At 66.9% G+C, this 26,769-nt stretch carries 36 protein-coding genes and 1 pseudogene; 34 read left to right on the plus strand and 3 right to left on the minus strand.

Annotated elements, in window-relative coordinates:
• On the plus strand, nucleotides 1-99 hold a 99-nt coding region (locus tag EV278_RS21720), incomplete at its 5' end, for a hypothetical protein (protein WP_132095986.1).
• A gap of 201 nt (nucleotides 100-300) precedes the next feature.
• On the opposite strand, the gene EV278_RS21725 is transcribed toward EV278_RS21720, so the two are convergent.
• Together EV278_RS21725 and EV278_RS21730 are read right to left on the minus strand one after the other, a co-directional pair.
• A complete protein-coding gene (locus EV278_RS21725) occupies nucleotides 301-1,662 on the minus strand; it encodes a serine hydrolase (RefSeq protein ID WP_132095988.1) in 1,362 nt (453 codons plus the stop codon).
• A gap of 94 nt (nucleotides 1,663-1,756) precedes the next feature.
• Nucleotides 1,757-3,424 carry a cyclic nucleotide-binding domain-containing thioredoxin-disulfide reductase gene (locus EV278_RS21730; protein ID WP_132095990.1) on the minus strand — a complete coding sequence of 556 codons (1,668 nt, stop codon included), beginning with the start codon at nucleotides 3,422-3,424 and terminating at the stop codon, nucleotides 1,757-1,759.
• Between the two features lie 132 nt (nucleotides 3,425-3,556).
• Here EV278_RS21730 and fdhD point away from each other — a divergent pair, with 132 nt between their 5' ends.
• The 4 genes from fdhD to EV278_RS24125 all read left to right on the plus strand — a co-directional run bounded on the left by fdhD (nucleotide 3,557) and on the right by EV278_RS24125 (nucleotide 8,763).
• On the plus strand, nucleotides 3,557-4,372 hold the full coding sequence (fdhD, locus tag EV278_RS21735; protein WP_132095992.1) for a formate dehydrogenase accessory sulfurtransferase FdhD: 816 nt from the start codon (nucleotides 3,557-3,559) through the stop codon (nucleotides 4,370-4,372).
• The gene (locus tag EV278_RS21740; protein ID WP_132095994.1) at nucleotides 4,372-6,666 is read left to right on the plus strand and encodes an FdhF/YdeP family oxidoreductase; all 2,295 of its coding nucleotides are present in this window, start codon (nucleotides 4,372-4,374) and stop codon (nucleotides 6,664-6,666) included. Before fdhD ends, EV278_RS21740 begins: the two co-directional genes overlap by 1 nt.
• 130 nt (nucleotides 6,667-6,796) lie before the next feature.
• Nucleotides 6,797-7,636: a DUF2807 domain-containing protein gene (locus EV278_RS21745; protein ID WP_132095996.1), complete on the plus strand. Its 840-nt coding sequence runs from the start codon at nucleotides 6,797-6,799 to the stop codon at nucleotides 7,634-7,636.
• A 125-nt stretch (nucleotides 7,637-7,761) separates the two neighbouring features.
• Nucleotides 7,762-8,763, plus strand: coding sequence for a glycoside hydrolase family 43 (locus tag EV278_RS24125; RefSeq protein WP_165916741.1), 1,002 nt, complete (start codon nucleotides 7,762-7,764; stop codon nucleotides 8,761-8,763).
• A 116-nt stretch (nucleotides 8,764-8,879) separates the two neighbouring features.
• Here EV278_RS24125 and EV278_RS21755 read toward each other — a convergent pair whose 3' ends face one another.
• Nucleotides 8,880-9,644, minus strand: a complete 765-nt coding sequence (locus tag EV278_RS21755) for a P22 phage major capsid protein family protein (RefSeq protein ID WP_132095998.1) — start codon at nucleotides 9,642-9,644, stop codon at nucleotides 8,880-8,882.
• 560 nt (nucleotides 9,645-10,204) lie between these two features.
• Here EV278_RS21755 and EV278_RS24550 point away from each other — a divergent pair.
• The 29 genes and pseudogenes from EV278_RS24550 to EV278_RS21895 all read left to right on the plus strand — a co-directional run.
• A pseudogene (locus EV278_RS24550) lies at nucleotides 10,205-10,297 on the plus strand (hypothetical protein); the annotation flags it as partial.
• A 13-nt stretch (nucleotides 10,298-10,310) separates the two neighbouring features.
• Nucleotides 10,311-10,619: a 30S ribosomal protein S10 gene (gene rpsJ / locus EV278_RS21760; RefSeq protein ID WP_004616952.1), complete on the plus strand. Its 309-nt coding sequence runs from the start codon at nucleotides 10,311-10,313 to the stop codon at nucleotides 10,617-10,619.
• A 14-nt stretch (nucleotides 10,620-10,633) separates the two neighbouring features.
• A complete protein-coding gene (gene rplC, locus EV278_RS21765; protein ID WP_132096000.1) occupies nucleotides 10,634-11,401 on the plus strand; it encodes a 50S ribosomal protein L3 in 768 nt (255 codons plus the stop codon).
• Nucleotides 11,401-12,039, plus strand: a complete 639-nt coding sequence (gene rplD / locus EV278_RS21770) for a 50S ribosomal protein L4 (protein WP_089928421.1) — start codon at nucleotides 11,401-11,403, stop codon at nucleotides 12,037-12,039. The genes rplC and rplD overlap by 1 nt, the downstream gene beginning before the upstream one ends.
• Nucleotides 12,039-12,335, plus strand: coding sequence for a 50S ribosomal protein L23 (locus tag EV278_RS21775; protein ID WP_132096002.1), 297 nt, complete (start codon nucleotides 12,039-12,041; stop codon nucleotides 12,333-12,335). Before rplD ends, EV278_RS21775 begins: the two co-directional genes overlap by 1 nt.
• A gap of 3 nt (nucleotides 12,336-12,338) precedes the next feature.
• Nucleotides 12,339-13,175 (plus strand): 50S ribosomal protein L2, encoded by an 837-nt coding sequence (gene rplB, locus EV278_RS21780; RefSeq protein ID WP_132096004.1) that lies wholly within the window; start codon nucleotides 12,339-12,341, stop codon nucleotides 13,173-13,175.
• A 3-nt stretch (nucleotides 13,176-13,178) separates the two neighbouring features.
• Nucleotides 13,179-13,457 (plus strand): 30S ribosomal protein S19, encoded by a 279-nt coding sequence (rpsS, locus tag EV278_RS21785; protein WP_012285669.1) that lies wholly within the window; start codon nucleotides 13,179-13,181, stop codon nucleotides 13,455-13,457.
• Between the two features lie 3 nt (nucleotides 13,458-13,460).
• Nucleotides 13,461-13,841 (plus strand): 50S ribosomal protein L22, encoded by a 381-nt coding sequence (gene rplV, locus EV278_RS21790; protein ID WP_012285670.1) that lies wholly within the window; start codon nucleotides 13,461-13,463, stop codon nucleotides 13,839-13,841.
• Nucleotides 13,841-14,590 (plus strand): 30S ribosomal protein S3, encoded by a 750-nt coding sequence (gene rpsC, locus EV278_RS21795; protein WP_028041108.1) that lies wholly within the window; start codon nucleotides 13,841-13,843, stop codon nucleotides 14,588-14,590. The genes rplV and rpsC overlap by 1 nt, the downstream gene beginning before the upstream one ends.
• Nucleotides 14,591-14,602: 12 nt before the next feature.
• Entirely contained in the window at nucleotides 14,603-15,043 is a 441-nt protein-coding gene (rplP, locus tag EV278_RS21800) for a 50S ribosomal protein L16 (protein ID WP_012285672.1), read from the plus strand.
• Entirely contained in the window at nucleotides 15,040-15,234 is a 195-nt protein-coding gene (rpmC, locus tag EV278_RS21805; protein WP_029912302.1) for a 50S ribosomal protein L29, read from the plus strand. Before rplP ends, rpmC begins: the two co-directional genes overlap by 4 nt.
• A 10-nt stretch (nucleotides 15,235-15,244) precedes the next feature.
• The gene (rpsQ, locus tag EV278_RS21810; protein WP_035080025.1) at nucleotides 15,245-15,484 is read left to right on the plus strand and encodes a 30S ribosomal protein S17; all 240 of its coding nucleotides are present in this window, start codon (nucleotides 15,245-15,247) and stop codon (nucleotides 15,482-15,484) included.
• A gap of 17 nt (nucleotides 15,485-15,501) precedes the next feature.
• Nucleotides 15,502-15,870: a 50S ribosomal protein L14 gene (gene rplN / locus EV278_RS21815; protein ID WP_007662742.1), complete on the plus strand. Its 369-nt coding sequence runs from the start codon at nucleotides 15,502-15,504 to the stop codon at nucleotides 15,868-15,870.
• Nucleotides 15,870-16,184 (plus strand): 50S ribosomal protein L24, encoded by a 315-nt coding sequence (rplX, locus tag EV278_RS21820; protein WP_132096006.1) that lies wholly within the window; start codon nucleotides 15,870-15,872, stop codon nucleotides 16,182-16,184. The genes rplN and rplX overlap by 1 nt, the downstream gene beginning before the upstream one ends.
• Nucleotides 16,177-16,734 (plus strand): 50S ribosomal protein L5, encoded by a 558-nt coding sequence (rplE, locus tag EV278_RS21825; protein ID WP_132096008.1) that lies wholly within the window; start codon nucleotides 16,177-16,179, stop codon nucleotides 16,732-16,734. The genes rplX and rplE overlap by 8 nt, the downstream gene beginning before the upstream one ends.
• 21 nt (nucleotides 16,735-16,755) lie before the next feature.
• Nucleotides 16,756-17,061: a 30S ribosomal protein S14 gene (gene rpsN / locus EV278_RS21830; RefSeq protein ID WP_132096010.1), complete on the plus strand. Its 306-nt coding sequence runs from the start codon at nucleotides 16,756-16,758 to the stop codon at nucleotides 17,059-17,061.
• A 10-nt stretch (nucleotides 17,062-17,071) separates the two neighbouring features.
• Complete coding sequence (gene rpsH, locus EV278_RS21835; protein ID WP_007662733.1) at nucleotides 17,072-17,470, plus strand: 30S ribosomal protein S8; 399 nt, start codon at nucleotides 17,072-17,074, stop codon at nucleotides 17,468-17,470.
• 18 nt (nucleotides 17,471-17,488) lie between these two features.
• Complete coding sequence (rplF, locus tag EV278_RS21840) at nucleotides 17,489-18,022, plus strand: 50S ribosomal protein L6 (protein ID WP_132096012.1); 534 nt, start codon at nucleotides 17,489-17,491, stop codon at nucleotides 18,020-18,022.
• A gap of 3 nt (nucleotides 18,023-18,025) precedes the next feature.
• Entirely contained in the window at nucleotides 18,026-18,382 is a 357-nt protein-coding gene (gene rplR, locus EV278_RS21845) for a 50S ribosomal protein L18 (protein ID WP_132096014.1), read from the plus strand.
• 10 nt (nucleotides 18,383-18,392) lie between these two features.
• The gene (gene rpsE / locus EV278_RS21850; RefSeq protein WP_018113050.1) at nucleotides 18,393-18,998 is read left to right on the plus strand and encodes a 30S ribosomal protein S5; all 606 of its coding nucleotides are present in this window, start codon (nucleotides 18,393-18,395) and stop codon (nucleotides 18,996-18,998) included.
• Nucleotides 18,999-19,001: 3 nt separating this feature from the next.
• Nucleotides 19,002-19,196, plus strand: coding sequence for a 50S ribosomal protein L30 (rpmD, locus tag EV278_RS21855; RefSeq protein WP_018061055.1), 195 nt, complete (start codon nucleotides 19,002-19,004; stop codon nucleotides 19,194-19,196).
• A 125-nt stretch (nucleotides 19,197-19,321) separates the two neighbouring features.
• Nucleotides 19,322-19,807 (plus strand): 50S ribosomal protein L15, encoded by a 486-nt coding sequence (rplO, locus tag EV278_RS21860; RefSeq protein WP_132096016.1) that lies wholly within the window; start codon nucleotides 19,322-19,324, stop codon nucleotides 19,805-19,807.
• Nucleotides 19,808-20,079: 272 nt separating this feature from the next.
• Nucleotides 20,080-21,438 carry a preprotein translocase subunit SecY gene (gene secY / locus EV278_RS21865; RefSeq protein WP_132096018.1) on the plus strand — a complete coding sequence of 453 codons (1,359 nt, stop codon included), beginning with the start codon at nucleotides 20,080-20,082 and terminating at the stop codon, nucleotides 21,436-21,438.
• Nucleotides 21,439-21,570: 132 nt separating this feature from the next.
• Entirely contained in the window at nucleotides 21,571-22,140 is a 570-nt protein-coding gene (locus EV278_RS21870) for an adenylate kinase (protein WP_132096020.1), read from the plus strand.
• A gap of 173 nt (nucleotides 22,141-22,313) precedes the next feature.
• The gene (gene rpsM, locus EV278_RS21875) at nucleotides 22,314-22,682 is read left to right on the plus strand and encodes a 30S ribosomal protein S13 (protein ID WP_012285684.1); all 369 of its coding nucleotides are present in this window, start codon (nucleotides 22,314-22,316) and stop codon (nucleotides 22,680-22,682) included.
• 12 nt (nucleotides 22,683-22,694) lie between these two features.
• Nucleotides 22,695-23,084 (plus strand): 30S ribosomal protein S11, encoded by a 390-nt coding sequence (gene rpsK / locus EV278_RS21880; RefSeq protein WP_018112960.1) that lies wholly within the window; start codon nucleotides 22,695-22,697, stop codon nucleotides 23,082-23,084.
• A gap of 75 nt (nucleotides 23,085-23,159) precedes the next feature.
• Complete coding sequence (locus tag EV278_RS21885) at nucleotides 23,160-24,176, plus strand: DNA-directed RNA polymerase subunit alpha (RefSeq protein ID WP_056759332.1); 1,017 nt, start codon at nucleotides 23,160-23,162, stop codon at nucleotides 24,174-24,176.
• 206 nt (nucleotides 24,177-24,382) lie between these two features.
• Nucleotides 24,383-24,796: a 50S ribosomal protein L17 gene (gene rplQ, locus EV278_RS21890; RefSeq protein WP_026176397.1), complete on the plus strand. Its 414-nt coding sequence runs from the start codon at nucleotides 24,383-24,385 to the stop codon at nucleotides 24,794-24,796.
• Nucleotides 24,797-24,966: 170 nt separating this feature from the next.
• A complete protein-coding gene (locus EV278_RS21895) occupies nucleotides 24,967-26,769 on the plus strand; it encodes a HAMP domain-containing methyl-accepting chemotaxis protein (RefSeq protein ID WP_132096022.1) in 1,803 nt (600 codons plus the stop codon).

The raw sequence follows: 26,769 nt of genomic DNA on the forward strand, positions 1-26,769 counted from the left end.
CTGATCACCCCGATCGCCATGGAAGAGAAGCTGCGCTTCGCCATCCGTGAAGGCGGCCGCACCGTCGGCGCCGGCGTCGTCGCGAAAATCGTCGAATAACCTCGACGGTCTAGCTTCGGCTGAGACAAGCGAAGGCCCCGGAGGAAACTCCGGGGCCTTTTGCTTTGGGGGTCACGCACTTGGCCCCACCTGCCCCCGTAGGGGGCGGAGCCGCACGGCGTCAACGACAAGGCTCTTCCCCCTCTGGGGGAAGACGGTCGCGAAGCGACCCGTAGGGGGCAAGCGGTCGTCGCCCGGGCGCTACTTGGCCGCCGCCCGCGGCGCCGTCCGGTCCTTGCCGCCCTGATGCAGCACCAGGGCCGAGGCTGGGGCGTCGCCGGCCTGGGTGAAGCTGATCCTGGCGTTGACGATCCGCGCGAAGAACTCGCCCGGGGCGCTGGGATAGATCGGGACCGGTCCCTGGTTCGTGCCCTGGCTGATCAACTGGTCGCCCTGGCGGCTGATGGTCAGGGTGAAGGTCGGCGACAGCACATAGTCGCCGACATAGCGGTCGAGGGTCGCCGTGGGCAGGGTGATCGCCTTGGGCGGCTGGTAGGTTCCCACGCACAGCCCCGCCAGATTGTCGGCCATGCCGTTGGACGGAGCGCCCATGTAATTGGCCAGCACGATGGCGACGACGCCGTCCTTCGGGTAGCGCGCGATGCCGGTCGAGAAGCCGTTGATCCCGCCGCCGTGGCCGACTCGGGCATGGCCGCCGTCGGTGTCGATCCGCCAGCCGAACCCGTATTCGTGGCCGTAGTCGGTGAACATCGCCTGGCGCGAAGCCGGGGTCAGGATCTTTCCGTCGGCCAAGGCGCGATCCCAGATCAGCAGGTCGCCGGTGGTCGAATAGAGCGAGCCGGCCGCGTAGGGCAGGGTCATGTCCAGGTAATCGGCGTTCTTCCAGCCGTCCTTGGAGGGCTGATAGCCGGAAGCGCGGTGGTGCAGGATCACACCGCTGACGTCGTAGCCGGTGTCCTTCATGCCCAGCGGCGCGAAGATGTGCTCGGTCACATAGTCGGCATAGGCCTGGCCCGAGACCTTCTCGATCACGTAGCCCAGCAGGATGTAGCCGGTGTTGTCGTAGGCGTATTTCGTGCCCGGCTCGAACTCCAGGGGCATGTCGCGGGTCAGCTTGATGATCCCGTCGGGGGTGAGCGGCTGCTTGGAGCTGGTCTCGAAGAACTTCGGCAGGCCCGTGTAGCTGGGAATGCCGGAGGTGTGGGTCAGCAGGTGCTTGAGGGTCACCTTGGCCCAGGTCGGCGGCGCGTCGGCGTAGTGTTTCGAGATCGGGTCGTCGACCGCCAGCTTGCCCTGCTCGGCCAGCTGCAGGATCGCCGTGGCGGTGAACTGCTTTGTGATCGAGCCGAGACGGAACTTGGTGTCGGCGGTGTTGGCCACGTCCCATTCGCGGTTGGCCGCGCCGAAGCTCTCGCGCCACACCGGCGCGCCGTCCTTGGCCACCAGGATCGATCCGCTGAAGCTCTCGGCTTCCAGATACGGCTTGATCAACTCGCGCGCCTGTCTGGCGTAGTCCGGCACGGCGCAAGCGGGCGCGGCGGCCAGGGCGGGCGGGGCGGCGGCCAGCAGGCTCGCCGCGCCGAGCACTATCTTCAACTTCATAAGATTGATCCCCTTGCTGGCCGGACGATCGCCGTCCGCGCGCCCAGCCGCAATTTAAGGATGCGTAATCTTGGCCTGTGAAGAAGGTTTTGGTTCAGGCCGTCGTCACCGGTTCGGCCAGATAGGCGTGGATCGCGGCCACCACCTGGGCGCCTTCGCCGACCGCCGCCGCCACCCGCTTGACCGAGCCGGCTCGCACGTCGCCGATCGCGAACACCCCGTGGCGACTGGTCTGCAGGGACGGATGGCCCGGGGCCAGATCCTGGCCCGTGCGGACGAAGCCGTGGTTGTCCAGCTCCACCCGGCACGTGTTCAGCCAGGCGGTGTTGGGCGCGGCCCCGATGAACAGGAACAGGTGGCTGATTTCGCAGCGGCTCTCCTCGCCGGTGTCGAGGTCGCGGTGCCGGATCGCGCGCAACTGGCCGTCCTCGCCTTCCAGCGCGACGATCTCGTTGCGGGTGACGAGCTCGATATTGGGCAGGCTCTCGATGCGGTCGATCAGGTAGCGCGACATGCTGGCGTCCAGGCTCCTGCCGCGGATCACCAGCCACACCTTCTTGACCTGGCTGGCCAGGTAGACCGCCGCCTGGCCGGCCGAGTTGCCCGCCCCGACCAGCGCCACCTCCTGACCCGCGCACAGCTTGGCCTCGAGCGGCGAAGCCCAGTAGTGGACGCTGCTGCCTTCGAACGCGTCGAGATTGGGTACGTCCAGGCGCCGGTAGCGGGCCCCGCTGGCGATGACCACGGTCCTGGCCTGGGTGGTCTCGCCGCTGACCAGCTTCAGGTGATAGCCGCCGAGGCCCCCGTCCTTTTCGGCGTCGCCGGCGCAGTCGAGCGTCGCCACCTCGTCGGGGATGGCCAGGTTGGCGCCGAACTTCTGGGCCTGGTTGTAGGCCCGGGCCATCAGGGCCATGCCGGACACGCCGGTGGGAAAGCCCAGATAGTTCTCGATCCGGGCCGAGGCTCCGGCCTGACCGCCGAACGCCCGCGTGTCGAGCACCAGCACCGACAGGCCCTCGGAAGCGGCGTAGACGGCGGTGGCCAGGCCTGCGGGGCCCGCGCCGACCACGGCCACGTCGTAGACACGGTCCGGATCCAGGTCGCCGACCATGCCGATGCAGCGGGCCAGTTCGGCGTTGGACGGATGGCGCAGCAGTTGGCCGCCAGGGCAGAGCACGATCGGCAGTTCGGCCTCGTCGACCGAGAACCGTTCGATCAGCACCTTGGCGCAATCGACCGTGTCGGGGTCCAGGTGCTGGTAGGGATGGCCGTTGCGGCCCAGGAAGCCGGACAGGCGGATGACTTCGCCGTCAGCGGCCCGGCCGATGATCACCGGGCCGCCCGCGCCCGTCTCCAGCAGTCCGACCCGGCGCAGGATCAGGGCCCGCATGATCCGCTCGCCCAGCTCGGCCTCGGCGATCAGCACCGCGCGCAGCCGCTCGGGCTTGATCCGCAGCACCTCCAGGTCGGTCAAGGCGTGGACGTCGACCAGCGACGGGCGGCCCGACAGCTGGGCCAGTTCGCCGATGAAGGCGCCGGGGCCGTGCTCGACGATCAGGTGGGTTTCCTCCAGCGCGTCGCGGCGGGTGACCCGGGCGCTGCCCTCGAGCACCACCATGACCCCGGGCGAGACCTCGCCGGCCTTGGCCAGCACGGCGCCGGCCTTGGCGTGGGCCAGGGCGCCGAACCGGCGAAGGCGGTCGATCTCCTCCGGCTGGAGGATGGGAAACATCTGGTCGCGGCGAGTGTCGATGATGGCCATGGCCCTAGAGTGCGTCAGGATCGCCGCCGGGTCATCCGTCCTGCGCGACGGAATTTGAACGTTCCTGTCGTCTTGAACGGAGCGAGGGCTTCAGGCTTGGAGATGCGGGCGGCGAGGCGGTAGACTCCGATCATGTCGAAAGCCGCCGCCCAACGCCGCTCCGCCCTTCAGTGGCGGGTCGCGACCGGATCCCAGCCCATCGCCCGCGCCACACCCCAGGAGGTCGCCGTGGGCCTGTCGTTCGACGGCCGGCCGCACACGGTCTTGATGGCCACGCCGGACGATGTCGAAGACCTGGCCCGGGGCTTTACCTTGACCGAGGCGGTGGCTCGGGCCGAGGACATCGTGGACATTGAGGTCAGCGAGACCGACCTGGGGATCCTGGCGGACGTCCGGCTCAAGCCCGGGACGATCCAGCGCAAGGCCCGGCCGCGCACCCTGGAAGGGCGGTCCAGCTGCGGGCTATGCGGCGTGCAGCGCCTGGCCGACGCGGTGCGGCCGTTGCCGCGCCTGGAGGGCGGGGCGAAGGTTTCGCACCAGGCGGTGCAGCGGGCCGTCGACGCCCTGGACGAGGTCCAGGCCTTGGGCCGCCTGACCCGCGCCACCCATGCGGCGGCGTTCGCAGACGGCGAGGGCGCGCTGGTCTTGGTCCGCGAGGATGTGGGCCGTCACAACGCGCTGGACAAGCTGGCCGGAGCGATGGCTCGCCAGGGCCGCGACCCGTCGGGCGGCTTCGTGCTGGTCACCAGCCGCTGCTCCTTCGAGATGGTCGAGAAGACCGTGCGCATGGGCTGCTCGATCCTGGTGGCGGTCTCGGCGCCCACCGACCTGGCGATCCGCCGGGCCGAGGAGGCCGGCTTGACCCTGGCGGCCCTGGCCCGCGCCGACGGCCACGCCGTCTTCACCCATGCCGAGCGCCTGCTCGACACTGCGCCGGAGTACGCGTGATGGCCGACCGTAGACCCAATGCCGGCGTTCCCGGCATCCATCGCTACGACAAGGCCGCCGGCGGCTGGGGCGCGCTGAAGGCGGTGGCCGGGGCCCTGACCGACCAGGAGACGGTGATCGAGGGCGGCAAGACCCTGCTGCGCGCCAATCAGCCGGAGGGTTTCGACTGCCCCGGTTGCGCCTGGCCCGATCCCAAGCACACATCGTCGTTCGAGTTCTGCGAGAACGGGGCCAAGGCCGTGGCCTGGGAGGCGACGTCCAAACGCGCCACGCCCGAGGCGTTCGCCGGCCACACCGTCACCGAACTGCTGACCTGGAGCGACCACGCCCTGGAGGATCTGGGCCGGCTGACCCATCCCATGGCCTATGATCGGGCGACGGATCGCTACGTTCCCATCACGTGGGACGAGGCGTTCGCGCGCGCCGCCGACGCCTTGCGCGGGCTGGAGCATCCGAACCAGGCCGAGTTCTACGCCTCGGGTCGGGCCTCGAACGAGGCGGCGTTTCTGTTCCAGCTGCTGGGCCGGCGGGTGGGAACCAACAATTTCCCCGACTGCTCGAACATGTGCCACGAGCCGACCAGCGTCGGCCTGCCGGACTCCATCGGCATGGGCAAGGGCTCGGTGACGCTGGAGGACTTCGACCACGCCGACCTGATCCTCAGCTTCGGCCACAATCCCGGCACCAACCATCCGCGGATGATGACCACCCTGCGCGACGCCTCGCGGCGCGGGGCGACCATCCTGGCCTTCAATCCGCTGAGGGAGCGAGCGCTGGAAAAGTTCGCCGCGCCGCAGGACCCGGTCGAGATGGCGACCCTGTCCTCGACCCCGATCGCCTCGGCCTATTACCAGGTGGCGATCGGCGGCGACGCCCTGGCGGTGCAGGGGATCATGAAGGCGGTGCTGGCCCTGGACGCCGAGAGTCAGGGAACCGTGCTGGATCGCGCCTTCATCGCCGAGCACACCGAGGGCTTCGAGGCGGTGAAGGCCGTGGTCGAGGGCCTGACCTGGGACGAGATCGAGGCCGGCTCGGGGCTGTCGCGGAGCCAGATCGAGGAGGCGGCCCGGGCCTATGCCGGCGCCAAGGCCACCATCCTCTGCTACGGCATGGGCCTGACCCAGCATCGGAACTCGTCCAGCACCGTGCAGCAGCTGGTCAACCTGCTGCTGCTGAAGGGCAATATCGGCCGGCCTGGGGCGGGGATCTGTCCGCTGCGGGGCCATTCCAACGTCCAGGGCGACCGGACGGTCGGCATCTGGGAGAAGCCCTCGGCGGCGTTCCTGGACGCCATGGACCGGGTCTTCGCCTTCAAGTCGCCGCGCGAGCACGGCCACACGGTGGTCGAGACCATCGCCGCCATGGAGGCCGGTGAAACGCGGGTGTTCTTCGGCCTGGGCGGCAATTTCGCCGTCGCCGCGCCGGACCCGACCCGGACCTTCGCGGCGATGCGCAAGGTCGGGCTGGCCGTCCACGTGGCCACCAAGCTGAACCGCACGCACCTGCTGCACGGCGCCGAGAGCCTGCTCCTGCCCTGTCTAGGCCGCACCGAAATCGACGTGCAGGCCGGGGGCCGTCAGGCGGTGACGGTCGAGGACTCCATGTCGATGGTCCATGCCTCGCGCGGCCTGAACGCCCCGGCCTCGGACCAGCTGAAGTCGGAGCCGGCCATCATCGCCGGTATCGGGGCGGCGCTGTTCGGCCCGGACGACATCATCGACTGGCTGGGGCTGGCCGCTGACTACGACAGGATCCGCGACCTGATCGAGGCCGTCTTTCCCGAGGCCTTCGCCAACTATAATGAGCGCGTGCGCCAGCCGGGCGGGTTCCGCCTGCCGGTCCCGCCGTCCGACCGGGTCTGGAAGACTCCCAGCGGCAAGGCTCAGTTCCTGGCCCACCGCCGCGACGGCCAGGACGTCCGGCGGGGCCAGGCCGACGTCCTGCTGCTGACCACCCTGCGCAGCCACGACCAGTACAACACCACCATCTATGGCCAGAACGACCGCTATCGCGGCGTGTTCGGCCGGCGCGACGTGGTGTTCGCCCATCCCGACGACATCGCCGCCAGGGGCCTGAAGGCGGGCGACCGCATCGACCTGACGGCCGCCTTCGACGACACGGGGCGACGGGCGGTGCGCGGCTTCACCCTGGTCGAGCGGGACATCCCGCGCGGCTGCCTGGCGGCCTACTATCCGGAGGCCAACGTGCTGGTGGCGCTGGAGGACCACGACCGTCGCAGCGGCACGCCGGCCTACAAGTCGGTCCCGGTGCGGCTGGCGGCGCACGCGGGCTGAAGTCGAACGTGGCGCCGCTTCGATTGCGGCCCAATCATGACAACCGGGTCATGACCTCGAATTAAGTCGTTTCTCGATAAGGGCGCGGCTAGCTTTCCCGCAACAAACGCCTTGTTTCGAGGGAACACCGATGCGCGCTTTTCTGCTCCTGGCCACCGCCGCCGCCGCCCTGGGCTTCGCCGGGGTCGCCGCCGCCGACCCGTCCGTCAAGATCAAGGACGCCGTGGCCCGGGTGGTCGTGGTGCCGGAGGCGCGCGGCGACGTGAAGGTGGAATTTCTCACCACCAACAAGAGCCTGCCGCTGGACATCCGCCGGAACGGCTCGGACGTGACGGTCGACGGCGGCCTGCGCCGGCATCGGATCAACGGTTGCAACACGGTGATGGGCAAGACCGTGGTCCATGTGCGCGGCGTCGGCGACGTGAAGTGGGATGACATCCCGCAGATCGTGGTCCGCGTGCCGATGGACGCCGAGGTCGCGGCCGCCGGCGCGGTGTTCGGCAGCGTCGGCCGCACCGACCATCTGGAGCTCTCCAACGCCGGTTGCGGCGACTGGACCGTGGCCAACGTCAAGGGCAAGTTCGAACTGAACCAGGCCGGCTCGGGCGACACCAAGGCCGGCAGCGCCGCTTCGGCCGAGATCAACATCGCCGGCTCGGGCGACGTGAAGACCCAGGAGATCGGCGGCGACCTGGAGGTCAACATCGCCGGCTCGGGCGGCGTCACGACCGCCAGCGTCAACGGCAAGCTCGAGGCCAACATCGCCGGCTCCGGCGACGTGACCATTAATCGCGGCCGTTCGCGCTCGGTCGAGGTCAGCATCATGGGCTCGGGCGACGTCGATTTCGGCGGCGAGGCCGACGCGGTCGAAGCCCACATCGCCGGTTCGGGCGACGTGCGCATCGCCAAGGTCAACGGCCCGATCGAAAAGTCGGTCGCCGGCTCGGGCCAGGTGATCGTCGGCCGCTAGGACCCCAGCAGGCGGGCCCCGAGATCCCGGACAGCCTCTGCGAGGCTTCCGGGATGACAATAGTCTGAGTTAATGCTCTTTCTGCTCGTTCGCGGTGAGGCCGTGTTCGGATCGGGGGAAGCGGCATGAAACTGCAGGTGTTGGCCCTGGCTTGCGCTCTGGCGCTGCCCGTCGTTTCGCAGGCGGCGGCGCCCAAGCCGCTCTATCGCGATCCCGTCACCGATGGCGCGGCCGACGTGTCGATCGTGTTCGACAAGGCCCATCGCGAGTGGGTGATGTTCTACACCAACCGCCGGGCGACGATGAAAAGCCCTGATCCGCAGGACGTGGCCTGGGTTCACGCCACGCCGATCGGCATGGCGACGTCCAGGGACGGCCTAGCCTGGCGTTACAAGGGCGTGGCCAAGATCCCCGCCGCCTGCACCGGCCAGACCCTGTGGGCGCCGGAACTGTACGCCGAGGGCGGCGTCTATCACATGTGGCTGACCGTGGTGCCGGGGGTCTTCCATCGCTGGAACCAGCCGGGCGCCACGGCGCGGATCGTCCACCTCACCAGCAAGGATCTCAAGACCTGGACTTGCGGCAAGACCCTGGACCTGGGCTCGGACCGGGTGATCGACGCCAGTGTGGCCAAGGTCGGCGACCGCTATCGCCTCTGGTACAAGGACGAGCGCAAGGGCGCGCGGATCGTGGCGGTGGAAAGCCCCGACCTCGTCCACTGGAAACCGGCCGGCGACAAGCCGGTGGTCGACATGGCCGCCGAGGGCCCCAAGGTGTTCCGCTGGAAGGACGCCTGGTGGATGGTCGCCGACGCCTGGAAGGGCCTGATCGTCTTGCGCTCGGACGACGCCGAGACCTGGACCTTGCAGCCGACCCGCCTGCTGGAGCAGCCGGGAACCCAGACCACCGACACCGCCAAGGGTCAGCACCCCGACGTGGTGGTCAGCGGGGGGAGGGCCTTCCTCTACTACTTCGTCCACCAGTCCAACGAGCCGCAGGCCAAGGCCGACCCCTATTACGGCCAGCGAACCGTCATCCAGGTGGCGGAACTGAAGGAGAGGGACGGGGCGCTGTCGGCGGACCGCGAGGCGCCGGTGGAGCAGGGGCTGGTCGCGCCCGGGCGCTAAGGTTCGGCGAACCGCGCTCGCGCGACGCACACATATATCACATATATAAAGTGAAACGCCCCGGAGCCGAAGCTCCGGGGCGTTCCGCTGTCCGCTGATCGCGAACGGCGTGCGGTTTAGCGGACGCCGAAGCCGAACAGGGTGTCGGCGTCGATCAGGTCGGCGCCCGAACGGTCGCGGGTCTTCAGGCTGCCGCCGAAGGTGTAGCGGAAGCCGACCTTCACGGCCTCGGCGTTCAGGTTCGCCAGGTCGTCCGACTCGGTGTGGGTGTACTTGGCGAAGGTCGACCAGCCGGTGTTGGCGAACTTGTATTCGCCGCCGACATTGACGTCCCAGATGTCGGCGCTCGAGACGCCCTTCGGGTCCAGGTTCGAGTAGCCGGCGCCGGCGTCCAGACGGAAGTCGTCCGAGACGAAGTAGCGGGCTTCGCCGCGGACGGCCCAGAGGTCGGCGTCCAGGTCGTTCGACTGGCCGTAGGCGGCCAGGCCGGTCAGGGTGACCTTGTCGAAGTACTTGCTGGCTTCGCCGCCGACGGCCCACAGGGTGTCGTTCGACGGACGCGACAGGGCGGCGAAGCCGCCGACGCGCACGGTGTCGCCGGCGACCAGGGTCGTGGCGTGAGCGGCGGTCGAGGCGACGGTTTCGTCGCTGATGTCGTTGTCGTTGACCGAGACGTTGCCGTTCACGGTGACGGTCCAGGCGCCGGTCGGGATGGCGACGTTGCCATCGACCTTCACGGAGGTGCCGTCGGCGTCGACGCCGGTGGCCTTGATGTCGCTGTAGTTCACGGCGGCGCCGATCGAGCCGACGTTCTGGGCGAAGGCGGGAGCCGAGACGGCCAGCGCCAGGACGGCGGCGGCGGCGAAGAGTTGGGTCTTCATAGTGGGTAATCCCCTTACTGTGTGGCCTCGATCGGCGCGCGGTCGTTTGGGGAGGGCCGCCCGTCCGTCGAGGAGCGGCGGATCTATGGAGCTTCGCCCGGGGCGGCAAGACTGTCTGGAGCGGTCAACAGAGAATTGATGCAGTTTTATGACACTTGCGAAGGCGAGTTAACGTCCCTATCGCATGCGCTCTCGCGTTCATGCTCATGCGCCGTCTTCCGAGCATGCTTCGCATGACGGCGTTATATTGACGCTGACCTGTCCCAAGTCTGAGGCCTCGGGACGGAAGCCGAGGCCTGATCCTTCGTCCCGGGCGCGATCCGCACCAGAGCCAGGTCCCTGGCCCTCCGGAATGTCCGGGAAGGCGGAACGGCGAGGGGAGGCGAACGCCTCTTCGAAACCCGTCCCGAACTGCTTGACGAAACCGATTCCCGCACGTAAAAGCCCCCCTCTGTTGGACCGGCTGTGAGCTTTCGGGCTTAGACGCGGTTCGCGAACGACTGCCGATCGCGCCTTTTGGGGCGCAGTTTTCAGTCACAGGCCCTCTCGGGAGACCGGGCGGGCCAATTTGTTTTGCGGACGCTGCGTTCGGACCCCTCGCGGGGACCGAGTTGGTCTTTGAAATGGTTCGAGACGCGGGCGCAGCCCACTAGGAAACCGAGCGATATGGATCGTCAGAACATCCGCATCCGGCTCAAGGCCTTCGATCACCGCGTGTTGGATCATTCCACGCGCGAGATCGTCAATACGGCCAAGCGCACGGGTGCGACGGTACGGGGCCCGATCCCCCTGCCCACGCTTATCGAGAAATTCACCGTCAACCGCTCGCCGCACGTCGACAAGAAGTCGCGCGAGCAGTTCGAGATCCGTACGCACAAGCGCGTCCTCGACATCGTTGATCCGACTCCGCAGACCGTGGACGCGCTGATGAAGCTCGACCTGTCGGCCGGCGTCGACGTCGAAATCAAGCTGTAAGGAGGGCCGAACAGATGACTCTCCCCGCTAATCGTACTGGCGTGATCGCCAAGAAGCTGGGCATGACCCGCTTCTTCGATGAAACCGGACAGCACGTCCCGGTCACCGTCCTGTCGCTGGACGGTTGCCAGGTCACGGGCCAGCGCACGGTCGAGAAGGACGGTTACACCGCCCTGCAACTCGGCGCCGGCGCCAAGAAGCCCAAGAACACCTCCAAGGCCCTGCGCGGCCACTTCGCCAAGAACTCGGTCGAGCCCAAGCGGGTTGTCGCCGAATTCCGCGTCGAAGAGTCGGCCCTGATTGAAGTGGGCGCGGAATTCACCGCCGACCACTACGTCGCCGGCCAGAAGGTGGACATCCAAGGCATCACCGTCGGTAAGGGTTTCGCCGGCGCCATGAAGCGCTGGAACTTCGGTGGTCTGCGCGCCACCCACGGCGTTTCGGTCTCGCACCGTTCGCACGGCTCGACCGGCAACCGCCAGGATCCGGGCCGCACGTTCCCGGGCAAGAAGATGGCCGGTCACCTGGGTCAGGAAACCGTCACCACCCTGAACGTCACGATCTGGAAGGTCGACGTTGAGCGCGGCCTGATCCTGGTCAAGGGCGCCGTCCCTGGCTCGGAAGGCTCGTACGTCAAGGTTCGCGACGCGATCAAGAAGGCCGCTCCGGCCGACCTGCCGCGTCCGGGCGCCTTCCGCAAGGCTGGCGAGGCTCCGGCCGCCGCCGCTGAAACCCCCGCTGAGGAAGCCCCCGCGGCGACGACCGAAGAGGGCGAAGGCTAATGAAACTCGACGTCATCAAACTGGACGGCGGCAAGGCCGGTTCCGTTGATCTCGACGACGCCATCTTTGGCATCGCCGACATCCGCGGCGACATCCTGCAGCGCGTCGTGACCTGGCAGCTGGCCAAGCGCCGCTCCGGGAACCACAAGATTCAGGTTCGTAACGAGGTCTCTCGTACGAGCAAGAAGATGTACAAGCAAAAGGGCACCGGCTCGGCCCGTCACGGTTCGCGCCGGGCGGCCCAGTTCGTCGGCGGCGCCAAGGCCCACGGCCCGGTCGTCCGCAGCCACGCGTTTGATCTTCCCAAGAAGATCCGCGCGATGGCCCTGCGCCACGCCCTGTCGTCGAAGGCCAAGGCCGGCGCGCTGGTCGTGCTGGACAGCGCCGTTCTGACCGATCCGAAGACGGCCGCCCTGCGCGCCAACTTTGACAAGATCGGCCTGAAGAACGCCCTGGTCATCGCCGGTCCGGAAGTGGACGCGAACTTCAAGCTCGCCGCCCGCAACATTCCGAACGTGGACGTGCTGCCGAACGCCGGCCTGAACGTCTACGACGTGCTGCGTCGCCAGACCCTCGTCCTGACCAAGGACGCGATCGAGGCGATCTCGGCCCGTTTCGCTGAGAAGGAAGCCGCGTAATGGCCGCTACCGCCCGCCACTACGACACGATCCTGTCGCCGGTGATCACCGAGAAGGCCACCCTGCTCAGCGAGCAGAACAAGGTCGTCTTCCGCGTGGCCGCCGATGCGTCGAAGGACGAAATCGCCGCCGCAGTCGAAGAGCTGTTCAAGGTCAAGGTCACCAAGGTCAACACCCTGGTCACCAAGGGCAAGACCAAGCGCTTCCGTGGCATCGTCGGACGCCGTTCCGACGTCAAAAAAGCCATCGTGACCCTGGCCGAGGGCCAGTCGATCGACATCACGACGGGGCTCTAAGACATGGCCTTGAAGCACTTTAACCCGACCAGCCCTGGCCAGCGCGGCCTGGTGCTGATCGACCGCAGCGAGCTCCACAAGGGCCGCCCGGAAAAGAAGCTGGTCGAAGGTCTGACCAAGTCGGGCGGTCGCGGCGGCAACGGCCGCGTCGCGGTCCGCTTCCGCGGCGGCGGCGCCAAGCGTCTGTACCGCCTGGTCGACTTCAAGCGTCGCAAGCAAGGCACGGCCACGGTCGTCCGCCTTGAGTACGACCCCAACCGCACCGCCTTCATCGCCCTGATCAAGTATCAGGACGGCGAACTGGCCTACATCCTGGCCCCGCAACGCCTGAAGGCCGGCGACGAAGTCGTCACCGCCGACAAGGTCGACGTGAAGCCGGGCAACGCCTCGCCGCTGCGCACCCTGCCGATCGGCACGATCATCCACAACGTCGAACTGAAGCCCGCCAAGGGCGGTCAGATCGCGCGTTCGGCGGGCGCTTACGCCCAGCTGGTGGGGCGTGACGCCGGCTATGCCCAGATCCGCCTGAACTCGGGCGAACTGCGCATGGTGCTGGACAGCTGCATGGCCACCGTCGGCGCCGTGTCGAACCCGGACCACATGAACGAAAACCTCGGCAAGGCCGGGCGCGTTCGTCACATGGGCCGTCGTCCTCACGTCCGCGGCGTCGCCATGAACCCGGTCGACCACCCGCACGGCGGTGGTGAAGGCCGTACCTCGGGCGGCCGTCACCCGGTGACCCCGGCTGGTAAGCCGACCAAGGGCGCCAAGACCCGCGTCAACAAGGCCACGGATAAGTTCATCATCCGTTCGCGCCACAAAGCGAAAAAGGGCCGCTAAGCCATGACCCGCTCCGTCTGGAAAGGCCCGTTCGTCGACGGGTACCTCCTGAAGAAGGCCGACGCCGCTCTCGCGTCGGGCCGCAAGGACGTCATCAAGACCTGGTCGCGCCGCTCGACCATCATGCCGCAGTTCGTCGGCCTGGTGTTCGGCGTGCACAACGGTCAGAAGCACGTTCCCGTCTCCGTGTCGGAAGACATGGTCGGCATGAAGTTCGGTGAGTTCGCGCCCACCCGCAACTTCCCCGGTCACGCCGCCGACAAGAAGGCGAAGAGGAAGTAGGCCATGAGCCAAGCTAAACAACCTCGCCGCCTGCCGGCCAATGAAGCGATGTGCAAGGTCCGCACCCTGCGCACCAGCGCCCGCAAGCTGAACCTGGTCGCTCAGTCCATCCGTGGCCTGAACGTCCAGCGCGCTCTGAACGAGCTCGAGTTCAGCCACAAGCGTATCGCTCAGGACGTCCGCAAGGCGCTGTACTCGGCCATCTCCAACGCCGAGAACAACCACAACCTCGACATCGACTCGCTGGTCGTCGCCGAGGCCTATGTGGGCAAGAACCTGGTGATGAAGCGCTTCTCGCCGCGTGCGCGCGGTCGGGCCACGCGCGTTGAAAAGCCGTTCTCCGAGATCACCATCGTGGTCCGCGAACTGGGTGAGGCCGCCTGATGGGTCAGAAAGTCAATCCGGTCGGGCTGCGGCTCGGCGTCAACCGTACCTGGGACAGCCGCTGGTTCGCCGACGGCGAGCAGTACGGCAAGCTCCTGCACCAGGACCTGGCGGTCCGTGCGATGCTCAAGAAGCGCCTGTATCAAGCCGGCGTCTCGCGCATCATCATCGAGCGTCCCCACAAGAAGTGCCGCGTGACCATCTATGCGGCGCGTCCGGGCGTGATCATCGGCAAGAAGGGCGCCGACATCGACAAGCTCCGCAAGGACCTGTCGGTGATGACCGAAGGCGAGGTTCACCTGAACATCGTCGAGATCCGCAAGCCCGAAACCGACGCCCAGCTGGTGGCCGAGTCCATCGCCCAGCAGCTGGAGCGCCGGATCGCCTTCCGTCGCGCCATGAAGCGGTCGATCCAATCGGCTGTCCGCCTTGGCGCCAAGGGTATCCGCATCAACGTGTCGGGCCGCCTCGGCGGCGCGGAAATCGCGCGGATGGAATGGTATCGCGAAGGTCGCGTGCCGCTCCACACCCTGCGCGCCGACATCGACTACGGCTTCGCGGAAGCCAAGACCACCTACGGCATCATCGGCGTGAAGACCTGGATCTTCAAAGGCGAAGTGCTGGAGCATGACCCGATGGCGCTCGACAAGCGTCTGGCCACCGAATCCGGCCCGGCCGGCGAGGGCGGCGGACGCGAGCGCGGCGATCGTCCCGACCGGGGCGACCGCGGCCGTCGCGATCGGGGCTAAGGATAGAGCGCTATGCTGTCACCGAAAAAAACCAAGTATCGCAAGCAGTTCAAGGGCCGCATCCACGGCACCTCGAAGGGCGGCACCCTGCTGAACTTCGGTTCGTATGGCCTGAAGGCCGTCGAGCCGGAGCGCATCACGGCTCGCCAGATCGAAGCTGCTCGTCGCGCCATCACCCGCCAGATGAAGCGTCAAGGCCGCGTCTGGATCCGTATCTTCCCGGACGTGCCGGTCACCGGCAAGCCGGCGGAAGTCCGGATGGGTAAGGGCAAGGGCGCCGTGGACCACTGGGCCGCTCGCGTGGCTCCGGGCCGCATCATGTTCGAAATCGACGGCGTGCCGGACGATATCGCGCGCGAAGCCCTGCGCCTCGGCGCGGCCAAGCTGCCGATCCGCACCCGCGTCGTCACCCGCATCGACGCCGGTGCGGCTCTGGAGGCCGAAGCGGCATGACCAAGATTGCTGACATCCGGGGCATGACCCCCGACCAGCTCGCCGAGCAGCTGCTCAACCTGAAGAAGGAGCAGTTCAACCTGCGCTTCCAGGCGGCGACCGGTCAGGTGGAGAAGACCCACCGCGTCGGCGAGATCCGCAAGGAGATCGCCCGCATCAAGACCGTGCTGCGCGCCAAGGCCGCGGCTTAAGGAGAACGATATGCCCAAGCGTATCCTCGAAGGGGTTGTCGTCTCCGATAAGGGCGACAAGACCGTAGTGGTCAAGGTTGAACGGACCATCGTTCACCCGCTGCTGAAGAAGATCGTGCGTCGGTCCAAGAAGTACCACGCGCACGATGAGAGCAATGCGTACAAGGCGGGCGAAGTTGCCCGTATCATCGAGTGCGCTCCGAAGTCCAAGCTGAAGACCTGGGAAGTCCTTCCCAAGGCTTCCGCTTAATCTGGAAGGTTTGAACCATGATCCAGATGCAAACTAACCTGGAAGTCGCCGATAACTCCGGCGCCCGCCGGGTCATGTGCATCAAGGTGCTGGGTGGCGCGGGTCGTCGCTACGCCAGCGTCGGTGACGTGATCGTCGTGTCCGTTAAGGAAGCCATTCCGCGCGGCCGCGTGAAGAAGGGCGACGTGCTCCGCGCCGTCGTCGTTCGCGTGAACCAAGGCATGAAGCGTAAGGACGGGTCGCTGATCCGTTTCGACAAGAACGCCGCGGTCATCGTCAACAAGCAGAGCGAGCCGGTCGGCACGCGGATCTTCGGCCCGGTTCCCCGCGAACTGCGCGCCAAGAACCACATGAAGATCATCTCCCTCGCCCCCGAGGTGCTGTAATGGCTGCCAAGATTAAGAAGGGCGACCGCGTTGTCGTCCTGGCCGGCAAGGACAAGGGCAAGCAAGGCGCTGTGACCCAGGTTCTCCCCAAGGAAAACCGTGTCCTGGTGCAAGGCGTGAACCTGGTTCAACGCCACACCAAGCCGACCCAAGCCGAACCGCAAGGCGGCATCAAGACCAAGGAAGCGGCGCTGCACGTCTCGAACGTCGCGCTCGTTGACTCCAACGGCAAGGCCACCCGCGTCGGCTTCAAGATCGAAGGCGACAAGAAGGTGCGCGTCGCCAAGACGACGGGCGAGGTGATCAATGGCTGATCAAGCTTACGAGCCGCGGCTGAAGTCCGAATATCGCTCGCGCATCCGCGCCGCGATGAAGGAACAGTTCGCGTACACCAACGAAATGCAGATCCCCAAGCTGGACAAGATCGTCCTGAACATGGGCATCGGCGAGGCCGTGGCCGACTCCAAGAAGGCCCAGACCGCGCTGAAGGATCTGATGGCTATCGCCGGCCAGAAGCCGGTCGCCACGAAGGCCCGCAAGTCGATCGCCGGCTTCAAGCTGCGCGAAGGCATGGTGGTCGGCGCCAAGGTGACCCTCCGCAAGGACCGGATGTACGAATTCCTCGACCGCCTGGTCACGATCGCGCTGCCGCGCGTGAAGGACTTCCGCGGCTTGAACGGCAAGAGCTTCGACGGCCGTGGCAACTACGCCATGGGCCTGAAGGAGCACCTGGTGTTCCCGGAAATCAACTATGACCAGATCGAACAGATCTGGGGCATGGACATCATCGTCTGCACCACTGCGAAGACCGACCAGGAAGCCAAGGCTCTCCTGAAGGAATTCCAGTTCCCGTTCACCAATTAAGAGCGGGCAGGGAAACACACCATGGCCAAGAAAAGCGCCGTTAACCGTAATCTCGCGGTCAAGGCCCTCGTCAAGCAATACGCCGACAAGCGCGCTGCGCTGAAGGCGATCGCCAACGACGAAAGCCTGCCGCTGGAAGAACGCTTCGAAGCCCGCCTGAAGCTCGCGAAGCTTCCGCGCAGCTCGTCGGCTGTTCGCATTCGCAACCGCTGCGAAGTGACCGGCCGCCCGCGCGCCTACTATCGCAAGCTGAAGATGAGCCGGGTTGCTCTGCGCGAACTGGGTTCGCAGGGGCAGATCCCCGGCCTCGTCAAGTCGAGCTGGTGAGGACGATCAGATGTCGATGAACGATCCCCTGAGCGATATGATCGCTCGCATCAAGAACGCCGCCACGCGCAAGCGCGCCAAGGTCGCGACGCCGGCTTCCAAGCTGCGCGCCCGCGTCCTGGACGTGCTGGCCGACGAAGGCTACATCCGCGGCTACTCGCTGGTCGAGAAGCCCGGCGCGTTCCCCGAATTCGAGATCGAGCTCAAGTATTTTGACGGTGAGCCCGTGATCGCCGAGATCAGCCGCGTGTCCAAGCCTGGCCGTCGCGTCTATTCGTCGATCAAGGACCTGAAGCCGATCAAGAACGGCCTGGGCATCTCGATCCTTTCGACGCCGAAGGGCGTCATGTCGGACTCCGCCGCACGCGACGCTAACGTCGGTGGCGAAGTCCTCTGCCGCGTCTACTAGGCGCGGGAGGGAAAGAGCATGTCACGTATCGGTAAGAAGGCCGTCTCGATCCCCAAGGGCGTCAACCTGACGCTCGAAGGCCAGACGGTGACGGTGAAGGGGCCCAAGGGCCAACTCTCCTGGACGGTTCCGGAAGAAATCGAGATCAAGCAGGACGGCGATGAGCTGGCCCTGGTCCCGCGGAACGAGTCCTCGCGCGCCAAGTCGATGTGGGGCCTGTCCCGCACGCTGGTCGCCAACATGGTGCACGGCGTCACCACGGGCTTCGAGGAAACCCTCGAGCTGGTGGGCGTCGGTTACCGCGCCGCGATGAAGGGCACCGCGCTCTCCATCCAGCTCGGTTTCTCCCACGACGTGGACGTCGAGGCTCCGGCCGGCGTCACCTTCGCGGTGCCCAAGCAGACCGAAATCAAGATCGCCGGCGCTGACAAGCAGGCGGTCGGCGAGATTGCCGCGAAGATCCGCCGCATTCGTCCGCCGGAGCCCTACAAGGGCAAGGGCGTGCGCTATGCCGGCGAGAAGGTTCGCCGCAAGGAAGGCAAGAAGAAGTAAGCCATGGCGCTCTCTCCTCGTGAATCCGCTGCTCGTCGCGCCCAGCGCACGCGCACCCGCCTCAAGGCTCTGTCCAACGGTCGCCCGCGCCTGTCGGTCTTCCGTTCGTCCAAGAACATCTACGCCCAGATCATCGACGATGAACGCGGCGTGACCCTGGCCTCGGCCTCCACCCTCGAGGGTGAAGGCTCGGCCAAGGGCGCGGACAAGGACGCGGCCGCCCTGGTCGGCAAGCTCGTCGCCGAGCGCGCCATCGAAAAGGGCGTCAAGGACGTCGTCTTCGATCGCGGCGGCTACATCTTCCACGGACGGGTGAAAGCCCTGGCCGACGCCGCGCGCGAAGCCGGCCTGAACTTCTAAGGGAAACATCATGGCTCGTGGTGACCAACAGCGCGGTGAAGGCGGCCAACGCCGGGACCGTCGCGACCGCAACGCCCCCGAGGAGCGGGTCGACAGCGACATCGTCGAAAAGCTCGTCCACATCAACCGCGTCGCCGCCACCGTTAAGGGCGGCCGTCGCTTCAGCTTCGCCGCTCTGATGGTCGTCGGCGACCAGAAGGGCCGCGTCGGCTACGGTCATGGCAAGGCGCGTGAAGTGCCGGAAGCCATCCGCAAGGCGACCGAAGAAGCCAAGAAGACCATGGTCCGCGTCCCGCTCCGCGAGTCGCGCACCCTGCACCACGACGGCTATGGCCGTTGGGGCGCTGGCAAGGTCATGATGCGCGCCGCCCCTCCCGGCACGGGCGTCATCGCCGGTGGTCCGATGCGCGCGGTTCTCGAAACCCTGGGCGTCCAGGACGTCGTGGCCAAGTCGACGGGTTCCAGCAACCCGTACAACATGGTCCGCGCCACGTTCGAAGCCCTGAAGGTTCAATCGTCGCCCCGCCAGATCGCCGCCAAGCGCGGCAAGAAGGTTGGCGACATTCTCGGCCGCCGCGCCGACGGAGCCTCGGCTCCGGACGCCATCGAGGGCTAAGACATGGCTACCGCTAAGCAAGCTAAGACCGTGAAGGTTCGCCAGACCGGCAGCCCGATCCGTCGCAACGCCATCCAGCGCGCGACGCTGGCCGGCCTGGGTCTCAACAAGCTGGGCCGCGAGTCCGAGCTGGAAGACACCCCGGCGGTCCGCGGCATGATCCGCAAGGTTCAGCACCTGCTGGAAATCGTCGAGTAGGTCTGCTACGAGACGTCGAAATCGCCACCCCGGTGAAAGCCGGGGTGGTTTTCGTTTGAGTTTCTTTGTTTCCAAAAGCCGAGTCTGGCCGCTGGCCAGGCGCAGATCTCCAGGGAGAGGCACACATGACCAAGCTGAATGAACTGACTCCGGCTCCCGGCTCGACCAAGGGCCGCATGCGCATCGGCCGCGGCCCGGGTTCGGGCAAGGGCAAGACCGGCGGTCGCGGCGTGAAGGGCCAGAAGGCGCGCTCGGGCGTAGCCATCGCCGGCTTCGAAGGCGGCCAGATGCCGCTGCACATGCGCATGCCCAAGCGCGGCTTCAACAACCCCTTCCGCCTGGCGTTCGCCGAGGTGAATCTGTGGCGCCTGGAGCAGGCCGTGGCCGCCGGCAAGCTGAAGGCCGGCGCCGAGCTGGCCGCCGCTGACCTGGTCGCCGCCGGCGTGATCCGTCGCGAACTGGACGGCGTGAAGCTGCTGGGCAAGGGCGAGATCAAGACCGCCCTGAAGCTGACCGTCTATTCGGCGACCGAAGCGGCCATCAAGGCCGTGGAAGCCGCCGGCGGTTCGGTGACCGTGACCAAGAAGGCCAAGGCGCAAGCCGAAGCCTAAGGCCATAATGTCATCCCGGACGCGTCGCCTGACGTCATTGCCGGGATCGCGGACAGGGCAGGGGAGGCCCCGCCAGGTCCGCCGTTTCCCGCCGGGATGACAGAATAACGAGGCTCGCCGTGACATCGCGGCGAGCCTCACCTATGTACGGCTCCGTACTCGGGCTTGATCCGGCCCCGGCGATTCACCGCCATCCGGATCCGGCTCGGATTTATGCTTGGAGCGCGACCAAGGCCGCGGACGCGGCGCGCGCTCTCGACGTGGGGATTTGAATGGCCTCGGCCGCCGAACAACTCGCAGCCAACATGAACTTCGGGTCCTTCCAGAAGGCCACCGAACTTCACAAGCGCATCTGGTTCACGCTCATCGCCCTGATCGTCTACCGGCTCGGCACCTATGTGCCGATCCCGGGGATCAATCCGGAAGCCTTCGCCGCCGCGTTCTCGCAGCAGTCGAAGGGCATCCTGGGGATGTTCAACATGTTCTCGGGCGGCGCCGTGCAGCGCATGGCCGTGTTCTCGCTGAACGTGATGCCCTATATCAGCGCCTCGATCATCGTGCAGCTGATGGGCTCGGTGTATCCGCCGTGGGAGAAGCTGAAGAAGGAAGGCGGCGAAGCCGGCCGCAAGACCCTTAATCAGTACACCCGCTACCTGGCGGTCATCCTGGCCATCGTGCAGTCGTTCTCGATCGCCGTGGGCCTGCAGAGCCAGCCCAACATGATCGTCGGCGGCATCGCCCCGGCCTTCTTCATCGTCTCGACGGTGGTGGCCCTGACCGGCGGCACCCTGTTCCTGATGTGGCTGGGCGAGCAGATCACCAGCCGGGGCGTCGGCAACGGCGTGTCGCTGATCATCTTCGCCGGCATCGTGGCCGCCCTGCCGCTGGGCGTGGTGCAGATGTTCACCCAGGTGCAGACTGGCGCGATGTCGGGCTTCGCCCTGTTCGCCGTGGCCGTGCTGGCCGTGGCCGTGATCTTCTTCATCGTCTTCATCGAGCGCTCGCAGCGCCGGTTGCTGGTGCACTATCCCAAGCGCCAGCAGGGCAACCGGATGATCGGCGGCGACACCTCGTTCATCCCGCTGAAGCTGAACACCGCGGGCGTCATCCCGCCGATCTTCGCCTCCAGCCTGCTGCTGCTGCCGACTACCGCCATGGGCTTCCTGGCCACGGCCAACCTGCCCAACTGGCTGCAATGGCTGCCGACCGTGGTCGGCGCTCTGCAGCACGGCCAGCCGTTGTTCATGGTGCTCTACGCGGCCCTGATCATCTTTTTCTCGTTCTTCTACACCTCGGTCGTGTTCAATCCCGACGAGACGGCCGAGAACCTGCGCAAGTACGGCGGCTTCATGCCGGGCATCCGACCGGGCAAGCGGACAGCGGAATATCTGGACTATGTCCTGACCCGCCTGACCGTGATCGGCGCGGCCTACATCACCGCCGTCTGCATCCTGCCTGAACTGCTGATGAGCAGCATGGGGCCGACCAAGTTCGCCCTGGGCGGCACCTCGATCCTAATCGTGGTGACGGTGACCATGGATACGGTCGCCCAGATCCAGTCCCACCTGCTGGCGCACCAGTACGAGGGCCTGATCAAGAAGTCGAAGCTGCGCGGCGGCAAGGGGCGCTAAACCCCTCCGGCGCGACGGAAGGCCAGACGCGGAAGCCGGTTTGTCATAAACCGGCTTCCGTTTTTATCGAACCCACTCTAGGTCTGAGCGGGGCGCGGGCGTCAGACTCGCGGAAACGCAGGAAGCGCATTGATGAACTTGATCCTGTTCGGTCCGCCCGGAGCGGGGAAGGGCACCCAGGCCAAGCGTTTGGTCGAGCAGCGGGGCATGGTCCAGCTGTCGACTGGCGACATGCTCCGCGCCGCCATCGCCTCGGGCTCCGAGCTCGGCCAGAAGGTGAAGGGCGTGCTGGATCGGGGCGACCTGGTCACCGACGAGATCGTCATCGCCCTGATCGAGGATCGCCTGACCGAGGCCGAGACGGCCGGCGGCGCCATCTTCGACGGCTTCCCGCGCACGGTCGCCCAGGCCCAGGCCCTGGACTCCATGCTGGCCAAGCGGGGTCAGAAGATCGACTCCGTCCTCCGACTCAAGGTAGACGAGCCCGCCCTGATCGAACGGATCACCAAGCGGTACGCCGAGCAGGGGCGGTCGGACGACAATCCCGAAACCTTCGTGAACCGCCTGGATCGCTACAACGCCGACACCGCGCCGCTGCTGCCGTACTACCGGGAGCAAGGCAAGCTGTCGGAGGTCGACGGCATGGGAACCGTGGACGCGGTGGCCAGCGCCATCGACGCCGCGCTTTCGGTCGTGGCTTAAGACTTCGTTGGAATCCTCTCTATGAGCGGATTCCGCCATTGACGGACGCGCAACTATCCCTATAACGGGGCGCTTCCGCGAAAGGGCGCGATCTGTGCGCGCCGGACTGGGCCGAAAGGCCGGGCCGGGCGCGCCGTTCGCGTCTTTAGTGCGTGACTAGGAGAACATTAGACGTGGCCCGTATCGCAGGCGTCAACATCCCGACGAACAAGCGCGTTTTGATCGCGCTTCAGTACATTCATGGCATCGGCCAGAAGTCCGCTCGTGACATCGTCACCAAGGTGGGCATCGATGACGCCCGCCGGGTCAACCAGCTGACCGACGCCGAAGTGCTCGCGATCCGTGAAACGATCGACAAGGACTTCACCGTCGAGGGCGACCTGCGCCGCGAAAACTCGATGAACATCAAGCGCCTGATGGACCTGGCCTGCTATCGCGGCCTGCGTCACCGCAAGGGCCTGCCGGTCCGTGGTCAGCGCACGCACACGAATGCTCGTACCCGCAAGGGTCCGGCCAAGCCGATCGCCGGCAAGAAGAAATAAGGTAGCCTGACGATGGCCAAGGAACCGGCTCGCGTTAAAAAGCGCGAACGCAAGAACATCACCTCGGGCGTGGCGCACGTGAACGCCTCGTTCAACAACACCATGATCACCATCACCGACGCCCAGGGGAACACCATCTCCTGGTCGAGCGCCGGCATGATGGGCTTCAAGGGTTCGCGCAAGTCGACCCCGTACGCCGCTCAGATGGCTGCGGAAGACGCGGGCAAGAAGGCCGCCGAGCACGGTGTGAAGACCCTTGAGGTCAACGTGTCGGGTCCGGGTTCGGGCCGTGAGTCGGCCCTGCGCGCCCTCCAGGCCGCCGGCATGACCATCACGACGATCCGCGACGTGACGCCGATCCCGCACAACGGTTGCCGTCCGCCCAAGCGTCGTCGCGTCTAGTACTTTTTAGACCCAATTCTCCTTCGCCGGCTGCGCAAAACGCGGCCGGCGAGCCGCGTTCAAGGGATCGACCACGTGATCGAAAGAAACTGGAACGAGCTGATCCGTCCTGAGAAGCCGCAGATCGAGACTGGCGCCGACGCGACCCGCAAGGCTCGCATCGTGGCTGAGCCGCTCGAACGCGGCTTCGGTGTGACGCTCGGCAACGCTCTCCGCCGCGTCCTGCTCTCCTCGCTTCAGGGCGCCGCCGTCACCGCCATCCAGATCGATGGCGTCGTACACGAATTCTCCTCGCTCGAAGGCGTCCGCGAAGACGTCGTCGACATCGTTCTGAACATCAAGCAACTGGCCGTGCGCATGCACGCCGAAGGCCCCAAGCGCATGACCCTGCGCGCCACGGGCCCCGGCCCGGTCACCGCGGGTCAGATCGAAACCCCGGCCGACATCGAGATCCTGAACCCCGACCACGTGCTGTGCACGCTGGACGACGGCGCCTCGGTGCGGATGGAGTTCACGGTCAACACCGGCAAGGGCTATGTCCCGGCCGACCGCAACCGTCCGGAAGACGCGCCGATCGGCCTGATCTCGGTCGACGCCCTGTACTCGCCGGTCAAGCGCGTGGCCTATCGCGTCGAGCCGACCCGCCAGGGCCAGTCGCTGGACTATGACAAGCTGATCCTGGAAGTGGAAACCAACGGCGCGGTCACGCCGGTGGACGCGGTGGCCTACGCCGCCCGCATCCTGCAAGACCAGCTGCAGATCTTCATCACCTTCGAAGAGCCCAAGGCCAAGACCGCCGACGAGGCCAAGCCGGAACTGCCGTTCAACCCGGCCCTGCTGAAGAAGGTGGACGAACTGGAACTGTCGGTTCGCTCGGCCAACTGCCTGAAGAACGACAACATCGTCTATATCGGCGACCTGATCCAGAAGACCGAAGCCGAGATGCTGCGCACCCCGAACTTCGGCCGCAAGTCCTTGAACGAAATCAAGGAAGTGCTGGCCGGCATGGGTCTGCACCTGGGCATGGACGTGCCGAACTGGCCGCCCGAAAACATCGAAGACCTGGCCAAGAAGTTCGAAGACCAGATCTAAGGCCAGATCTGAGGTACGCGTATCGCGCCTAATCCGGGCCGTCTTCCAGTCTTCGGACCTGGAAGGCGGCCTGGGCCTTTTGAAGCCGCACCAGCGGTGGAGGGCCCCGGCGCTTCGTTCTGAACCCGGCCGGGACGCCGCCGGGATTGGTGACAATCAGCGCACCTTTTCGCGCGACAGCGGGCCAAGGCCCAGGAGAGACCACAATGCGTCACGGTAAAGCTCACCGTAAACTGGGCCGTACTTCCGCTCACCGCACCGCCATGTTCGCCAACATGTCGGCCTCGCTGATCAAGCACGAGCAGATCGTCACCACCCTGCCCAAGGCCAAGGAACTGCGTCCGTTCGTCGAAAAGCTGGTCACCCTGGCCAAGCGCGGCGACCTGCACGCCCGCCGTCAGGCCATCTCGACCGTCCGCGACGTCGAGCAAGTCGGCAAGCTGTTCGCCACCATCGGTCCTCGCTACAAGGACCGCCAGGGCGGCTACATCCGCGTCCTGAAAGCCGGCTTCCGCTACGGCGACAACGCCCCGCTGGCCGTCATCGAGTTCGTCGACCGCGACGTCTCGGCCAAGGGCAAGGACTCCGGCCCGGTGTTCACCGCCGACTCGGAAGACTAAGCATTTTCAGCCTCGGCTGACGACGAGGGCTCCGGAGCGATCCGGGGCCCTTTTTGCGTCCGGGGCGGCCTGCGACACGATGAAGCGGGCCAGACCCATCATGGTAGAGGTTTATTCACCTCAACGCCCGCATGCTTCGTCCCCATAAAACCCGGGGAGGGGGGATGGAGATGAAGATCTCCGGCGTCATGCGCGCCTTTGGCGGCGCGCTGGCCGTGGGCGTGGTCCTGGCCGGCGGCCTGGCCCTGTTCGCGATCGAAGGGCTGCGAGTGGGCGGGCCGTTGTTCCGCCAGATCGTCGACAACAAGGACATCGTCGCCGACATCCTGCCGCCGCCGCTCTACGTGGTCGAGGCCGACCTCGTGGCCACCAAGCTGGTGGCTCATCCTGAAACAGTGGACGCCGCCGCCGACAAGCTGGCGGCCCTGCGCAAGGACTACGACACCCGCCGCGCCTACTGGACCACCGCGCCGATCGATCCGGCCATGCGGGCGGTCCTGGTCGACCAGTCGGCGGCTCCGGCCATGGAATTCTGGCGCGAGATCGACCAGGAGATCGTGCCCGCCGTGCGGTCCGGCGACCTGGAGCGGGCCCGGCGGGGCCTGGCCCGGGCCGACATCGCCTACGAGGCCCATCGCGCCGTCATCGACAAGGTCGTGGTCATGGCCAACCGCGACGCCGCCGCGGTGGAGGCGCGGGCCGTGGCCCAGACCCGCCTGGCCTTCGTCCTGCTGGCCGGGGCGGGCGCGCTGGTGCTGCTGGTGGTGGGCGGCGGGATCGTCCTGATCAGCCGCCGCGTCGTTCGGCCGATCCAGGCCATGACCAGCTTCATGGGCCGGCTGGCGGCCGGCGACTACGACCGGGCCGTGCCGTTCGCGGGGCGCGGCGATGAGATCGGCGAGATGGCCAATTCGGTGGCGGTGTTCCGAGAGGCGATCGTCGCGCGTCAGGCCGCCGAGGATCGCATCGCGGCCGAGCGCGGCGAGACCGAGGCCGCCAAGGCCCGGCACGACGCCGAACGGCGGGCCGAGGAGGCGGGGCGGTTGCAGGTGGTCGAGGCCCTGAGCGCGGCCGTGGCCCGGCTGAAGGCCGGCGACCTGACCGCGCGCCTGGAGACTGCCTTCCCGGCCGCCTATGAAGGGTTGCGCGGCGACTTCAACCGGGCGATCGCCGGGCTGGAGGCGGCCCTGCTCGAGGTCGCCCAAGGCGCGGGCGGCCTGCGGGCCGGGGTCGGCGAGATCAACGGCGCGATCGAGGACCTCTCGACCCGCACCGAGCGACAGGCCGCCAACCTGGTCAGGACGGCCGCCGCCCTGGGCCAGGTCAGCGCCAGTGTCCGGCGCACGGCCGAGGGGGCCGACGAGGCCAACGCCGCGGTGATCGACAGCCGCGCGGTCGCCGACCGCTCCAGCCAGGTCGTCGGTCGCGCCGCCCAGGCCATGAGCCAGATCGAAAGCTCGTCGAGCAAGGTCTCTCAGATCCTCGGCGTCATCGACGAGATCGCCTTCCAGACCAATCTGCTGGCCCTCAACGCCGGTGTGGAAGCGGCCCGGGCCGGAGACGCCGGCCGCGGTTTCGCCGTCGTGGCGCAGGAGGTGCGGGCCCTGGCCCAGCGCTCGGCCGAGGCGGCCAAGGAGATCAAGGGGCTGATCTCGGAGTCGTCCGACCATGTCCGCTCGGGCGTGACCCTGGTCGGCGAGGCCGGTACGGCTCTGGGTGACATCGTCGAGCGGGTAGGGCTGATCGGCGGCCTGATGGAGCAGATCGCCCAGTCAAGCCGCGAGCAGGCCGCGGGCCTGGCCGAGGTCGATCAGGCGGTCCGCCAGATGGACCAGGTCATCCAGCAGAACGCCGCCATGGCCGAACAGGCCACCGCCGCCAGCCGCGGCCTGGCCGACGACGCCGTGCGCCTGGAGGCCCAGGTCGAGCACTTCCAGGTGTCGAGCGACCCGCCGACCTGGGCGGCGGCCTAG

The organism is Caulobacter sp. BK020 (genome assembly GCF_004342605.1).
Classification (GTDB): Bacteria; Pseudomonadota; Alphaproteobacteria; order Caulobacterales; family Caulobacteraceae; genus Caulobacter.